The following is a 12,842-nucleotide window of genomic DNA, read 5'->3' on the forward strand; positions in this document are numbered from 1 at the left end:
TGAGAGATGCTTGCTGACAACAAAGCTTTCGGAATCGAAAACGCAACCGAGCTCGAAAAGAGCATTGGCTCGGCGACCCAAGCGCTGATGGGATTTCAGCGTGCGGACGGCCATTGGGTGTTCGAGCTCGAGGCCGACTGCACCATTCCGGCCGAATATATCCTGCTGCGCCATTATCTCGCCGAGCCGGCCGACGCCGAGCTCGAGCGGAAGATCGGCAACTATCTGCGCCGCGTGCAGGGTGCCCATGGTGGCTGGCCGCTGGTCCATGACGGCGAGTTCGACATGAGCGCCAGCGTCAAGGCCTATTTCGCGCTCAGGATGATCGGCGACGACATCAACGCGCCGCACATGGCCCGTGCACGCGAGGCGATTTTGGCACGAGGCGGGGCCATCAACAGCAACGTCTTCACCCGCTTTACGCTGGCGATGTTCGGCGTGCTGACCTGGAAGAGCGTGCCGGTGCTCCCGGTCGAGATCATGCTGTTGCCGATGTGGTCGCCGTTCCACATCAACAAAATCTCCTACTGGGCGCGCACCACCATGGTGCCGCTGATGGTGCTGGCTGCGCTGAAGCCGCGTGCGAGGAATCCCAAGGGCGTCACCATCGATGAATTGTTCCTGCAGGACCCGCGCTCGATCGGCATGACGCGAAAGGCGCCGCACCAGAGCTGGGCATGGTTCCTGCTGTTCCGTTCGCTCGACGCCGTCCTGCGGGTGGTCGAGCCGCTGTTTCCCAAACGCTTGCGCCAGCGCGCCATCGATGCCGCGCTCGCCTTCACCGAGGAACGGTTGAACGGCGAGGATGGCATGGGCGCGATCTATCCGCCGATGGCCAACACCGTGATGATGTATGACGCGCTCGGCAAGGGCGCCGACTACCCGCCGCGTGCCGACACGCGGCGCGGGCTCGATCTATTGCTTGTTGTCGGCGAGGAGGAGGCCTATTGCCAGCCTTGCGTCTCGCCGGTGTGGGACACGACGCTGACCTGCCACGCGCTGATCGAATCCGGCAACGACAAGGCGATGGCTTCGGCCAAGCAGGGCCTCGACTGGCTGGTGCCGAAACAGGTGCTCGACGTCAAGGGCGACTGGGCGGTGAAGGCGCCGGACGTGCGGCCGGGCGGCTGGGCCTTCCAGTACAACAACGCCTATTATCCCGATCTCGACGACACCGCGGTCGTGGTGATGTCGATGGATCGTATGCGGCGGTGGAATGGGACCAAGGATTACGACGTTGCGATCGATCGTGGTCGTGAGTGGATCGAGGGCCTGCAGAGCCGTGACGGCGGCTGGGCCGCGTTCGACGTCGATAACCTCGAATATTATCTCAACAACATTCCGTTCTCGGACCACGGGGCGCTGCTTGACCCGCCAACCGAGGACGTTACCGCGCGGTGCGTCTCCATGCTGGCGCAGCTTGGCGAGACCGCGCAGACCAGCAAGTCGATGGCGGCAGCGATCGAGTATCTGCGCCGTACCCAGCTTGCCGAGGGCTCCTGGTATGGCCGCTGGGGCTTGAACTACATCTATGGCACCTGGTCGGTCATGTGCGCGCTCAACGCGGCCGGAATCAGCCATCAGGATCCGATGATGCGCAAGGCGGCCGACTGGCTGGTCTCGATCCAGAACGACGACGGCGGCTGGGGCGAGGACGCCAACACATACCGACTCGACTACAATGGCCTGACGCCGGCGCCCTCGACGGCCTCACAAACGGCATGGGCCTTGCTTGCCCTGATGGCGGCGGGCGAGGTTGATCATCCGGCTGTGGCCCGCGGAATCCGGTACCTATTGGCAACACAGACGGAAAAAGGCTTGTGGGATGAGCAGCGCTACACGGCGACAGGGTTTCCCCGGGTATTTTATCTGCGGTACCATGGCTATAGTAAGTTCTTTCCGTTGTGGGCGCTGGCGCGTTACAGGAACTTGAACAACACCAACAGCAGGGTGGCAGGGGTCGGGATGTGAACTTGGGGACGGGGGGTGATGCGTCCGCGGGCAATCGAATTGACCCGCGGCCGGTTCTGATTGTGACTGGTCTGGTGCAGGAGGCTCGTATCGCGGCCGGCCCAGGCATGGTCGTCGTTTGCTCGAGCAGCGATCCCAAGCAGTTGCGCGCGCTTTTGACCGTGTTCGATCCGAGCACGATACGCGGCGTGATTAGCTTTGGCGTGGCAGGGGGCCTGGATCCCTCGCTGAAGCCGGGCGACATCGTGCTGGCGACCGAGGTCGTCGCGGGCGACGCGCGCTGGCTGGCCGGACTGTCCCTGAATGATGAGGTGGTGGCGAATCTCGCGCTGAAGCGCCGCATCGTCCGCGGCGGTCTTGCCGGCGCCGAGGAAGTTGTCGTGCAGCAGGCCCGCAAGGCGGCGCTGTGGCTGCAGACCGGTGCCGCCGCGGTCGACATGGAGAGCCATATCGCGGCGGCCTATGCAGCCGACGCCGGCCTTCCGTTCGCAGCATTGCGGGTGATCAGCGATTCGGCCCAGCGTTCGCTGCCGACGCTGGCGAAATCGGCGATTCGTCCCGATGGCAAGATCGACCTGCGCAAGATCCTGAGCGGAGTAGTGCGCAATCCCAGCGCGCTTAGCGCGCTGGTCTCGACTGGCATCGATTTCAACCGCGCGCTGCGCTCCTTACGCGGCTGTCGAAGCTTTCTGCTGGGCAGCGAGGGCTTCGTCACGGCGGATATCTGAGAGCTTCTTCTGGACCTGCTCTGAGAAGATGTACTGGGCTGGGCGCTGCTTGGAGAGGTCGATTTCCGGCGCCATCGGTCCGGTCGTGCGGATGCCGCGCATCGCCACCCACATCGCCTTGATCGGGTTGTTCAGCGAGGCGATCGCCGCCGTCGGTTCGTAGCCGCAATGGGCCATGCAATCGGCGCACTTTTCATACTTGCCGGTGCCATAGGTATCCCAGTCGGTGGTGTCCATCAGCTCCTTGAAGGTCTTGGCATAGCCTTCGCCGAGCAGATAACACGGCTTCTGCCAGCCGAAGATATTGCGCGCGGGCATGCCCCAGGGCGTGCATTCGAAGTTCTGATTCCCGGCCAGGAAGTCCAGGAAGAGGCCGGAATGCATGAAGTTCCACTTCTTGCCCTTGCCCAGCGCAAAGACATCGCGGAACAGTTTCTTGGTCTTGGTGCGGTTGAGGAAGTGTTCCTGATCGGGCGCGCGCTCATAGGCATAGCCCGGCGACATCGACACGCCGACACCAAGCTCGCTGCAGAAATCGAGGTATTTCGCGATCTCTTCCGCCGGATGTCCATCGAAGATGGTGGCATTGACGTTGACGGTGAAGCCCTTGGCCGTCGCGGCCTTGATCGCCGAGACCGCCTTGTCGAACACGCCCTTCTGCGACACCGCCTTGTCGTGGTGGTCGCGCAACCCGTCGAGATGCACTGAGAAGAACAGGTAGGGGGAGGGCTCGAACAAATGCAGCTTCTTCTCCAGAAGCAGTGCGTTGGTGCACAGCGAGACGAACTTCTTCCGGGCCACGAGGCCCTTCACGATCTCGCCGATGTCCTTGTGGATCAGCGGCTCGCCGCCGGGGATTGCCACCATCGGCGCACCGCATTCGTCAGCGGCGTCCAGGCACTCCTGTACCGTCATGCGGCGGTTGAGGATGGCATCGGGATAGTCGATCTTGCCGCAGCCGGCGCAGGCGAGGTTGCAGCGGAACAAGGGTTCCAGCATCAGCACGAGGGGATAGCGCTTGCGGCCAAGCATCTTCTGCTTGATGAGATAGCCGCCGATGCGCAGCTCCTTCAGGAACGGTATTGCCATTACGGGTTTCTTTCTCAACTTGACAACTCGAAGCAGTTGGCCGCTCAGCTCGCCGCAAGTTCGGCAGGCAAGCGGAATTCAATGTTCTCCTCCCGGCCCGGAAGCACCGAGACGGTCACCGGTCGGATGCGCCGTAGCGCCTCGATCACGTCATCGACCAGGACTTCCGGCGCCGAGGCGCCGGCGGTAATACCGACTGCCCTGGCGTCCCTCAGCCAGTCCGGGTTCAGTTCGCTCCCATCCGCAATCAAATAACTCGCGACCCCGGCCTCGGTGCCGATTTCGCGTAAGCGATTCGAATTGGAGCTATTGGCGGCCCCCACCACCAGAATGACATCCACCAGCTTGCTCAGGTCCCTTACCGCAGATTGGCGGTTCTGTGTCGCATAGCAGATATCCCGGATGTCCGGGCCTTGAATATCTGTAAATTTGGCCCGAAGAGCTACGATTATGTGCTTGGTGTCATCTACGGACAACGTTGTCTGGGTGATGTAGGCGACCGGCGTGTCCCTGGTCAGGGTTAACGCTGTCACATCCTCGACGCTCTGCACCAAAATGACCGGGCCGGGAACCTGGCCCATGGTTCCCTCGACCTCGGGATGGCCGGCATGGCCGATCAGGATCACGGTCCGGCCCCTCGACACATAGAGCTTGCCCTGGTTATGGACCTTGGTGACCAGGGGGCAGGTGGCGTTGAGCACCGGCAAGCCCCGCTCTGTGGCTTCCTTCTCGACCGAGCGCGCCACGCCGTGGGCGCTGAACACCGTTACCGCCAGCGGCGGGACCTCAGAGAGGTCCTCAACAAAGATCGCGCCCTTGTTTTTCAGGCTTTCGACGACGTATTTGTTGTGCACGATCTCGTGGCGCACATAGACCGGCGGACCATACTTCTCCAGGGCCCGTTCGACGATCTCGATGGCGCGCACCACGCCCGCGCAAAAGCCCCGCGGCTGGGCGAGATACAACTGTATCGGATGCCCGCTGTCTGCACTCAAACTCATTACCCATCACCCTTTCGAATGGTGCCGATGCTGCAATATCCGCACCACCACGCCCCTTGTCCCGTCCGTCCCCGCTGCACGGAGGTACTGCGCTTTGTGTCAAAAATTCATCTGTCAGAAAAGGGGCGGAACTGCTCAGAAAGAGGTAGTGCCCCGCTGAGGTATTTAGGTAATCGAGTATAAGTCTTTAAAATAAAATGACTAAAATCTTGACCTGTTCGTTACTTTACCGCCGGTCAACCCCGCTATATCAGCGGCGATCATCGGGCCCTGTTGCCTCGGGCCTCTCCGCCCCAAATCCCCAGAGGAAAATGCTTTAAAGACAGGCTCGCTCGGCTTACGAAGCTCGGCTTGGCAGCGGACGTTTCCGCAGACTGTCTTCTGGGGCTACCTGACCGGCCGATTTCCGGCAGTTTCTTAAACATTGGAAAGCAAAGAAGTGCTGACACGTAGCGTCGTCTCGATCGTTAGGATCTGTACCCGATTTGCCGTTCTGACCGTGCTTGTCGGACTAATTCTGGCGGTGGCGGCGGGTTTCTACACGGCACGACATTTTTCCATCAACACCGACATCAACACGCTGATCTCCGACAAGCTGGACTGGCGGCAGCGTGACCAGGAGTTCGACCGCGCCTTCGACCGCGACAGCACGATCCTGGCGGTGGTGGAAGCGCCCACCCCGGAGCTGACCTCCACGGCGGCGGCTGCGCTGCTGGACAGGCTCAAGGGCGACACCACGCATTTCCGGTCGATGCAGGCGCTTGGCTGGGGCGAGTTCTTCGACAGGGAGGGGCTGTTATTCCTGTCGACCGAGGAGGTCGGCAAGGCTACCAGTCAATTCGAGGCAGCTGCACCCCTGGTCGAGATCATGGCCGGCGACCCCTCGATCCGTGGCCTGACTGGCGCGCTGGAAACCGGGCTTGCCGGCGTCAAGCGCGGCCAGGTCAAGCTCGACAACACCGCGCGGCCTTTCAACATGATCGCGCAGACGGTCGAGGACGTGCTCAACAAGGGCAAGGCCAATTTCTCCTGGCGCGAACTCACCAGCGACCAGCCGCTCACCGATTCCGACAAGCGCGCTTTCATCGAATTCAAGCCGGTCCTCGACTACAACGCACTCGAGCCCGGCAAGGACGCCACGGACGCGATCCGCAACGCCGCCGTTGCGCTCGACTTTCCCGGCAAATATCAGGCGCGGGTGCGTTTGACCGGGCCCGTTCCCATCGCGAACGAGGAATACTCGACCGTACAGGAGGGCGCGATTTTCAACGGCATCGGCACCGTAGTCGTCGTGCTGTTCATCCTGTGGCTCGCGCTGCACTCGGCCAAGATCATCTTCGCGGTGTTCGTCAACCTCTTCGTCGGCCTGTCGATCACGACCGCGGCGGGGCTTGCGATGGTAGGATCGCTGAACCTGTTGTCCATTGCGTTCGCCGTGCTGTTCGTGGGGTTGGGCGTTGACTTCGGCATTCAGTACAGCGTTCGCTACCGCTCGGAGCGCTACAAGAACGACAACCTCGAGGAGGCGTTGGAGGAGGGGGCACGGCGCGCCGCCGTGCCGCTGTCGCTTGCCGCGATGGCCACTGCAGCGGGCTTCCTCTGCTTCCTGCCGACCGCCTACAAGGGCATTTCCGAGCTCGGCGAGATCGCTGGCATCGGTATGCTGATCGCGTTTGTCTCCAGCATCACCGTGCTGCCGGCGCTTTTGAAATTGCTCAACCCGCCCGGTGAGAAGGAGCCGGTGGGCTATGCCTTCCTCGCGCCCGTCGATCATTTCCTGGAGAACCACCGCGTCCTGATCGTCGGTGGCACACTGGCGGTGGCGCTCGCCGGGCTGCCGCTGCTCTATTTCATGCGGTTCGACTTCAACCCGATGCATTTGCGCAATCCCAATGCGGAGTCGATTGCAACCTATCTCGACCTGCGCAAGGACCCGAACACCGGTGCTAGCGCCATCGACGTGCTGACGCATTCCGACGCCGAGGCCAGGCAGATCGCGGCGCGTCTTGAGAAGCTGCCCGAAGTGCTTCGCGTGATGTGGCTGGAGAGTTTCGTGCCGGAAGACCAGGCTTCGAAGCTCAAGTTGATCGCGCAGGCAGCGAAAACGTTGGAGCCGGCGCTCAATCCGGATTCCGTCGATGCCCCACCGTCCGACCAGGAGAACGTGGATTCGCTGAAGAGCTCGGTCGAGAGCCTGCGTCGGACCGCAGGCAGCGGGAAGGGGCCGGGAGCGGTCGCTTCCCGCCGGCTCGCCGACGCCCTGGATAAGCTTGCCGCATCCAACGAGGCGACTCGCAACCAGGCGGAGGCGGTGTTCGTTACGCCGATGAATGTCGTGTTCGACCAGCTCAAGAACGTGCTGCAAGCGCAGCCGGTCAGCCTCAACACGCTTCCGCCGGAATTGGTATCGGCCTGGAAGAGCAAGGACGGCTTGCTACGGGTCGAGGCGTCGCCGCGCGGCGACCCCAACGACAACGACAATCTGCGCAAATTCGCCAGCGCCGTGCTCGCCGCCGAACCGACCGCGATCGGCGGTCCGGTCTCGATCCTGAAGTCGGGCGACACGGTGGTCGAGGCCTTCATCCACGCCGGCATCTATGCGCTGGTGGTGATCGGCGCATTGCTCTGGATCACGCTACGGCGCCTTACAGATGTGGCGATGACCCTGGTTCCGCTGCTCGTTGCGGGCGCGGTGACGCTGGAAATCTGCGTGCTGATCGGGCTGCCGCTGAATTTCGCCAACATCGTTGCGCTACCGCTTCTGCTCGGTATCGGCGTCGCCTTCAAGATTTACTATGTCACGGCGTGGCGTTCGGGCAGGACAAACCTGCTGCAGACCAGCCTGACACGGGCGATCTTTTTCAGCGCGCTCACCACGGCGACCGCGTTCGGCAGCCTGTGGCTGTCGAGCCATCCCGGCACGTCCAGCATGGGCAAGCTGCTCGCGCTGTCGCTGGTGACAACGCTCGCCGCTGTCTTGCTGTTTCAGCCGGCGCTAATGGGCAAACCGCGCGAGATCCGGGAGTAGGCAAATATCGCCGACGGGATCGCTGGGGCGGAGCGCCGCCTGCTTCTGGCCGGCAGGTGGCGTGGCCGCACCGGCAGTGCCCGTAGTCTTGGGTGCTGAAGCGGGGGCGGCCGCGCTGTTTGTCTGCCCCTTGGGCGCGCTGCTCTTGGCTATGCCCTCCTTGGCCATGCTGTTCACGGGGCTCGAGGGAATCGGCGGGGCGACACGGGTCCAGGTCTCGCCGCCGCAGAGAAAGCCGAGCACGCAGCCCTGGATTTCGAGATGATTGGCGTCGGCCGGGGTGATGGTGGAACTATAGGTCTGGCCGTCCTTGGCGTTGTAGACTTGGCCTTCCCACCGTTCGGCGCCCGGCTTCCGCTTCATATCGAGAAGGATCGGCATACCCAGCGTCGGCCTGTTTCGTTTTGATGCATCCGGATTGTTGGTGTCGCGTCCGCCTGACTCTTTTTCCCAAGCCACGACGCCCCACATGCTGCCATTGCATTGTGCAACTCTGATATTTGCGACACCATCAGCAACGCGCCAGTCGCCGGTCGGGTCGAGGGCAAAAGCCGGCGCAGCGCCACTCAAAAGAACAATTCCCGCAAGAATACTGGTCGTGCGAAGGGGCATGCAAATGGCCTTTCTTGGGCGGTGCAACATGGCCTAAACCTGGACTTGCTTTGACGGTGCGAATGAGGGCAAAACGCCGCATTGACCGTTTTCAGTTGACGAAATAGCCATCAACCGAAGTATGTAGCTGATGCTAAGTCCGAATCTAGACGTTTCCGAGATGTTTGTGGAGCGCCAGGCGCAACGCAGCGCGATGCACGCGCGCCATCTCAATGAACAGTTCGTCCGCGTACTTAAAACCATCGGGTACGACGTTGGTTTCCAGAAGGGCCAGGGGCAATATCTGTATGACCGCGATGGAGCGCGTTATCTCGACCTTCTGAGCGGCTTTGGCGTCTTCGCGATCGGACGCAATCATCCGGCGCTCCGCGCGGCTTTGAAGAGCGTCCTGGACAGCGACCTGCCGAATCTTGTCCAATTCGACGTGTCGACCCTTGCCGGCGTCCTGGCCGAGCGCCTGCTCAAGCTTGTTCCCTATCTGGACAAGGTGTTTTTCGCCAATTCCGGTGCCGAGACGGTGGAGGCGGCGATCAAGTTTGCGCGCGGCGCCACCGGGCGTCCGGGCATCGTGTATTGCAGCCACGCCTATCACGGCCTGTCCTATGGCGCCCTCTCTTTGACGGACGACCCGAACTTCCGCAAGGGTTTTGAGCCGCTGTTGCCGGGCTGCACCCCGATCCCGTTCAACGATCTGGCTGCGCTCGAGCAGGCATTGTCTTCCCGCGAGATCGGCGGCTTCATCGTCGAGCCGATCCAGGGCAAGGGCGTCAACATGCCGACCGACGAGTTCCTGCCGGGCGCGGCCGCGCTCTGCAAGAAATACGGCACGTTGTTCATTGCCGACGAGATCCAGACCGGCATGGGCCGGACCGGCCGTTTTCTCGCGGTCGAGCACTGGAATGTCGAGCCTGACATGGTGCTGTTGTCGAAGGCGCTGTCGGGCGGCCATGTTCCGGTTGGCGCGCTGCTGACGCGCAAGAACATCTTTGACAAGATCTTCAACCAGATGGACCGTGCTGTCGTGCACGGCTCAACATTTGCGAAAAACGACCTCGCGATGGCCGCCGGCATCGCCACGTTGGAAGTGCTCGAGGCGGAAAAGTTGATCGAGGCGGCGGCCAAGCGTGGCGCCGAGCTCCGGCTTGCGCTCACGCGCCTCGTGCCCGGTTACGAGCTGATGAAAGAGGTTCGCGGCAAGGGGCTGATGATCGGCGTCGAGTTCGGCCCGCCGAAGTCGCTGCGGCTGAAGGCTTCCTGGAACGTGCTGGAGACCGCGAGCAAGGGCCTGTTCTGCCAGCTCATCACCGTGCCGCTGTTCAAGGATCACAAGATTCTCACCCAGGTCGCCGGCCACGGCAGCCACACCATCAAGCTGTTGCCGTCGCTCAATATCACCGAAGATGACTGCAAGTGGATCGAGACGGCGTTCGATCAGGTGATCGCCGCAAGCCACAAGGTCCCCGGTGCGATCTGGTCGCTCGGCAAGACGCTGGTCGACAACGCGGTGCGCAAGTCGGCATAGACCACGACGCATGTCGTCTGTAGCCCGCGCGGGGGCAGCGATACGCGGGGACATTGCTTCCGGATATCGGTCGCGCTCATCCGCGCAACACGGCCCAATTATCCCTCCGTATTCGTCCGCGCGGCCGCCTCGAACTTGTCGCTGAACTCGACGAGCTCGTCGGCGCCGATGTCGCTGATCGCCCAGAAATTCAGGCCGCGCTCGCTCCAGGTACGGATGTTGAAACCCTGAATGGTTTCGGTGCGGGCCGGGCGGCGCGCGGTGCTGGACGTCTGTGCCACGAACAGGTTGATCACATGCGCGCGCCGCTTGTAGACCACCGCACCGATGGGACGGGCATCGACATAATCAAGCCGGCCGCCGATCAGCGTAAAGCCCTGCGCGGTGAGATCGATCACGGGCGGCGCTACGTCGAGCCTGCCGTTGAACCAGGGCTTTACAGTGTGCTGGTCGGTCGAGAGTACGTCGGTCAGATGGCCGGCCTGCAGCGAGCGCAAATGCGCAGACACGATCTCGGAATTGATGCGTTCCTGGTCGTCGTTGCGCAGCACGATGGCGAACAGTCCGGTCGCGGCGATGGCCGAAAGGCCCGAGCCGAGCGCAAAGCCGCGCAGCACGTTGCGGCGGCTTGGCGCGGCCGCAACTAGCATCGTTGGTTTCGGCAGCGCCGCCTCGACGCGAAGGCGCAGGCTCTGCGGCGCGCTGTAGCGTAGATCAGCGCTTGCGATGGCTTGGCTCATCTGGCGGTAGGCGGCAAGCGAAGCTGCGCAACGCGGGCATTGCGCGACATGGGCTTCGACCTCGCGCGCGTGCCCGGCGTCGAGCTCGCCGTCGATCAGCGCATGAATGAGGATTTCGGCTTCGTCGCAGGTCATTTGGTCGGCTCCTGTTCCGCCATCCATGCCGAACGCAGCATGGCGCGGGCCCGCGCGAGACGGGACATCACGGTACCGACCGGAGCCCCGACCGCGTCGGCAATTTCGCGGTAGGACAGATTGTTGATCTCGCGCAGCACGAACGTCTCGCGGAATGGTTCGGCGAGCGCGTCGATCAGCCTGCGAACGGCGCTGGCGTCGCGCTCGCGCAGGATCTGCGCTTCCGGCGTCTCCTGGGTCTCGTGCCAGAGCGGCGTTTGCTCCGCCGTCTCAACGGTGTCGTCGACCGTGGTTGCGGGAGATGCGGCGCGGCGCGCGAATTCAGCGCGGCAGACATTGCGCAGGATCGCGAACAGCCACGGTTTGATGGCTGGCCCGCGATAGGTGTCGAAGTGCTTCAGCGCGCGCAGGTAGCATTCCTGCACCGCGTCCTCGGCGTCCGACGCATCGCGCAACAGGTAGCGTGCGAGGGTGTAGACGTCGTCCAGATAAGGCAGCGTCATTTCGCGAAAACGCCGCGCCTTGTCGGGGTCGTTGTCGAGACTCGAGACCGGCATCGCCTTTTTTCCGGCGGTTTCTGAAAGTGCGCTTGCCCGGCCGGTGGCGACCCACCGGCCGGACATCATGGTGATGCCTTGGTTTGCGGCGTTACTCAACCTTGATCATTCCCGTCATATGCGGGTGCAGGGAACAAAAATACTTGTAGTCACCCGCGGCGGCGAAGGTGAAAGTGAAGCTGTCGTCGGTATCCAGCGTCTTCGACCTGAACTTGCCCGCCGACACAATGGTGTGGGGAATGTCGTCGTGGTTGGTCCAGGTGACGGTGTCGCCGACCTTGAGGTTGAGTTCGGCGGGGGTGAAGGTGAAGTTGTCGATCGTCACCTTGATCTCCTGGGCATGCGCCGGGAGGCTTCCGAGCGTCAGCACGGCGGCCGCGGCAAGGCCCAGGCAAGCGAAGAGGTGGCGGCCGACGCCGCGGCTTGAAACAGACGTCATTTCTCGACTTCCCCTCAGCCCTGCAGCGGTGTGTCGATGATGGCAAGGCGCTGATCGCCGAGCTTGAAATTGACGCTGGCGATCCCGAGCATGCTGCGTAGCTTGGCGTCCTCGACCTTCATCGGCCCGGGTGAGGGGGCCGCGCCCGGCGCAGGCTGCGGAAAGGCGGTTGAGCGCGCGGTGTGGAAGGTGACGTTGCCTTCGACCTTCTGCATCACCTGATGGATATGGCCATTCAGGACGGTGACCGAGCCGAAGCCTTTCATCATTTCCAGCACCCGCCCGCCATCTTCGGTGCCCCAGCCCCATTCCGGATAGACCGTCCAGAGTGGGATATGCGCGAACACCACGATCGGAGTGGATTTCGACTTGCCCTTGAGGTCGTCGGTAAGCCAGGCGAGCTGCTCGGCGCCGAGATTGCCGAGGCCGCCGGCCTTGAGGTCGACGACATTGACGAGGCCGACGAAGTGCACGCCATTGGCGTCGAAGGAGTAGTAACCGGCACCCTTGGTGCCCTTGCCGTAGCGCTCCTTGTAGAATTTCACCTCCTCGTCGAGGAAGTCGTGTTCGCCCGGCACGTAATGCACGTCGAGCCTGGCCTGTGAGATGATGCGATCGGCATTGTCGAACTCGGCGGCCTTGGATAGATGCGTGATGTCACCGGTGTGGATCATGAAGGACGGCTTCATCGGCATCGCATTGATTTTGTTGATCGCCTCTTCCAGCGTGCCGAGCGCATTCGGGTTGGCAGGCTTGTCGAAGCCGACGTGGCTGTCGCTGATCTGCAGGAAGGAGAGCCCCGCCGGCTGCTCGGCGGCGTTGGCGGCATCCACAAGCCCGAGCGAGCGCGGCACGCCGCCCGAAATGGTCCAGAGCACGCCGGTGCCGGCCCAGGTCATGCACTCCAGCACCTTGCGGCGGCTGACGCCGCCATCCTCGCTGTGATTATGGTCGTGGCTCATCGCTCTCTCCTTGGACCCGTGATTGGGCAACCAAAGCCGTGATCGGGAGAAGGCGGGG

11 protein-coding genes are annotated in these 12,842 nt (G+C 62.6%); 4 read left to right on the forward strand and 7 right to left on the reverse strand.

Annotation, left to right across the window (positions count from 1 at the left end):
- Nucleotides 1-6: 6 nt before the first annotated feature.
- The gene (gene shc / locus A3AI_RS0120460; protein WP_024517361.1) at nucleotides 7-1,971 is read left to right on the forward strand and encodes a squalene--hopene cyclase; all 1,965 of its coding nucleotides are present in this window, start codon (nucleotides 7-9) and stop codon (nucleotides 1,969-1,971) included.
- Entirely contained in the window at nucleotides 1,968-2,699 is a 732-nt protein-coding gene (locus A3AI_RS0120465; RefSeq protein WP_024517362.1) for a phosphorylase, read from the forward strand. The genes shc and A3AI_RS0120465 overlap by 4 nt, the downstream gene beginning before the upstream one ends.
- Here the strand turns inward: A3AI_RS0120465 and hpnH are convergent.
- On the reverse strand, nucleotides 2,640-3,788 hold the full coding sequence (hpnH, locus tag A3AI_RS0120470; RefSeq protein ID WP_024517363.1) for an adenosyl-hopene transferase HpnH: 1,149 nt from the start codon (nucleotides 3,786-3,788) through the stop codon (nucleotides 2,640-2,642). The two genes, A3AI_RS0120465 and hpnH, sit on opposite strands and share 60 nt — an antisense overlap.
- 44 nt (nucleotides 3,789-3,832) lie before the next feature.
- Nucleotides 3,833-4,759: a 4-hydroxy-3-methylbut-2-enyl diphosphate reductase gene (gene ispH, locus A3AI_RS0120475; protein ID WP_024517364.1), complete on the reverse strand. Its 927-nt coding sequence runs from the start codon at nucleotides 4,757-4,759 to the stop codon at nucleotides 3,833-3,835.
- 469 nt (nucleotides 4,760-5,228) lie between these two features.
- On the opposite strand from ispH, the gene hpnN reads away from it, so the two are divergent.
- Nucleotides 5,229-7,817 carry a hopanoid transporter HpnN gene (gene hpnN, locus A3AI_RS0120480; protein ID WP_024517365.1) on the forward strand — a complete coding sequence of 863 codons (2,589 nt, stop codon included), beginning with the start codon at nucleotides 5,229-5,231 and terminating at the stop codon, nucleotides 7,815-7,817.
- On the opposite strand, the gene A3AI_RS0120485 is transcribed toward hpnN, so the two are convergent.
- Complete coding sequence (locus A3AI_RS0120485; RefSeq protein ID WP_036048970.1) at nucleotides 7,785-8,429, reverse strand: DUF2147 domain-containing protein; 645 nt, start codon at nucleotides 8,427-8,429, stop codon at nucleotides 7,785-7,787. The genes hpnN and A3AI_RS0120485 overlap by 33 nt on opposite strands.
- A gap of 130 nt (nucleotides 8,430-8,559) precedes the next feature.
- On the opposite strand from A3AI_RS0120485, the gene hpnO reads away from it, so the two are divergent.
- On the forward strand, nucleotides 8,560-9,951 hold the full coding sequence (gene hpnO / locus A3AI_RS0120490; RefSeq protein ID WP_024517367.1) for an aminobacteriohopanetriol synthase HpnO: 1,392 nt from the start codon (nucleotides 8,560-8,562) through the stop codon (nucleotides 9,949-9,951).
- A 98-nt stretch (nucleotides 9,952-10,049) separates the two neighbouring features.
- Here the strand turns inward: hpnO and A3AI_RS0120495 are convergent, their stop codons facing one another.
- Genes A3AI_RS0120495 through A3AI_RS0120510 form a run of 4 tightly spaced genes read right to left on the reverse strand, consistent with a single transcriptional unit; the run spans nucleotide 10,050 to nucleotide 12,784 of the window.
- Nucleotides 10,050-10,826, reverse strand: coding sequence for an anti-sigma factor family protein (locus A3AI_RS0120495; RefSeq protein ID WP_024517368.1), 777 nt, complete (start codon nucleotides 10,824-10,826; stop codon nucleotides 10,050-10,052).
- The gene (locus A3AI_RS0120500; protein WP_024517369.1) at nucleotides 10,823-11,482 is read right to left on the reverse strand and encodes a sigma-70 family RNA polymerase sigma factor; all 660 of its coding nucleotides are present in this window, start codon (nucleotides 11,480-11,482) and stop codon (nucleotides 10,823-10,825) included. Before A3AI_RS0120500 ends, A3AI_RS0120495 begins: the two co-directional genes overlap by 4 nt.
- Nucleotides 11,475-11,822, reverse strand: coding sequence for a cupredoxin domain-containing protein (locus A3AI_RS0120505; protein ID WP_024517370.1), 348 nt, complete (start codon nucleotides 11,820-11,822; stop codon nucleotides 11,475-11,477). The genes A3AI_RS0120500 and A3AI_RS0120505 overlap by 8 nt, the downstream gene beginning before the upstream one ends.
- A gap of 14 nt (nucleotides 11,823-11,836) precedes the next feature.
- Nucleotides 11,837-12,784, reverse strand: a complete 948-nt coding sequence (locus A3AI_RS0120510; protein ID WP_024517371.1) for a metallophosphoesterase family protein — start codon at nucleotides 12,782-12,784, stop codon at nucleotides 11,837-11,839.
- Between the last annotated feature and the right edge of the window lie 58 nt (nucleotides 12,785-12,842).

The organism is Bradyrhizobium sp. Tv2a-2, from assembly GCF_000472425.1.
Classification (GTDB): domain Bacteria; phylum Pseudomonadota; class Alphaproteobacteria; order Rhizobiales; family Xanthobacteraceae; genus Bradyrhizobium.

Bases quoted from the DNA above. Each gene is read 5' to 3' on its own strand.
- hpnO (WP_024517367.1), top strand. From the start codon at position 8,560: ATGCTAAGTCCGAATCTAGACGTTTCCGAGATGTTTGTGGAGCGCCAG.
- hpnH (WP_024517363.1), bottom strand. From the start codon at position 3,788: ATGGCAATACCGTTCCTGAAGGAGCTGCGCATCGGCGGCTATCTCATC.
- A3AI_RS0120495 (WP_024517368.1), bottom strand. From the start codon at position 10,826: ATGACCTGCGACGAAGCCGAAATCCTCATTCATGCGCTGATCGACGGC.
- A3AI_RS0120485 (WP_036048970.1), bottom strand. From the start codon at position 8,429: ATGCCCCTTCGCACGACCAGTATTCTTGCGGGAATTGTTCTTTTGAGT.
- A3AI_RS0120505 (WP_024517370.1), bottom strand. From the start codon at position 11,822: ATGACGTCTGTTTCAAGCCGCGGCGTCGGCCGCCACCTCTTCGCTTGC.
- shc (WP_024517361.1), top strand. From the start codon at position 7: ATGCTTGCTGACAACAAAGCTTTCGGAATCGAAAACGCAACCGAGCTC.
- A3AI_RS0120510 (WP_024517371.1), bottom strand. From the start codon at position 12,784: ATGAGCCACGACCATAATCACAGCGAGGATGGCGGCGTCAGCCGCCGC.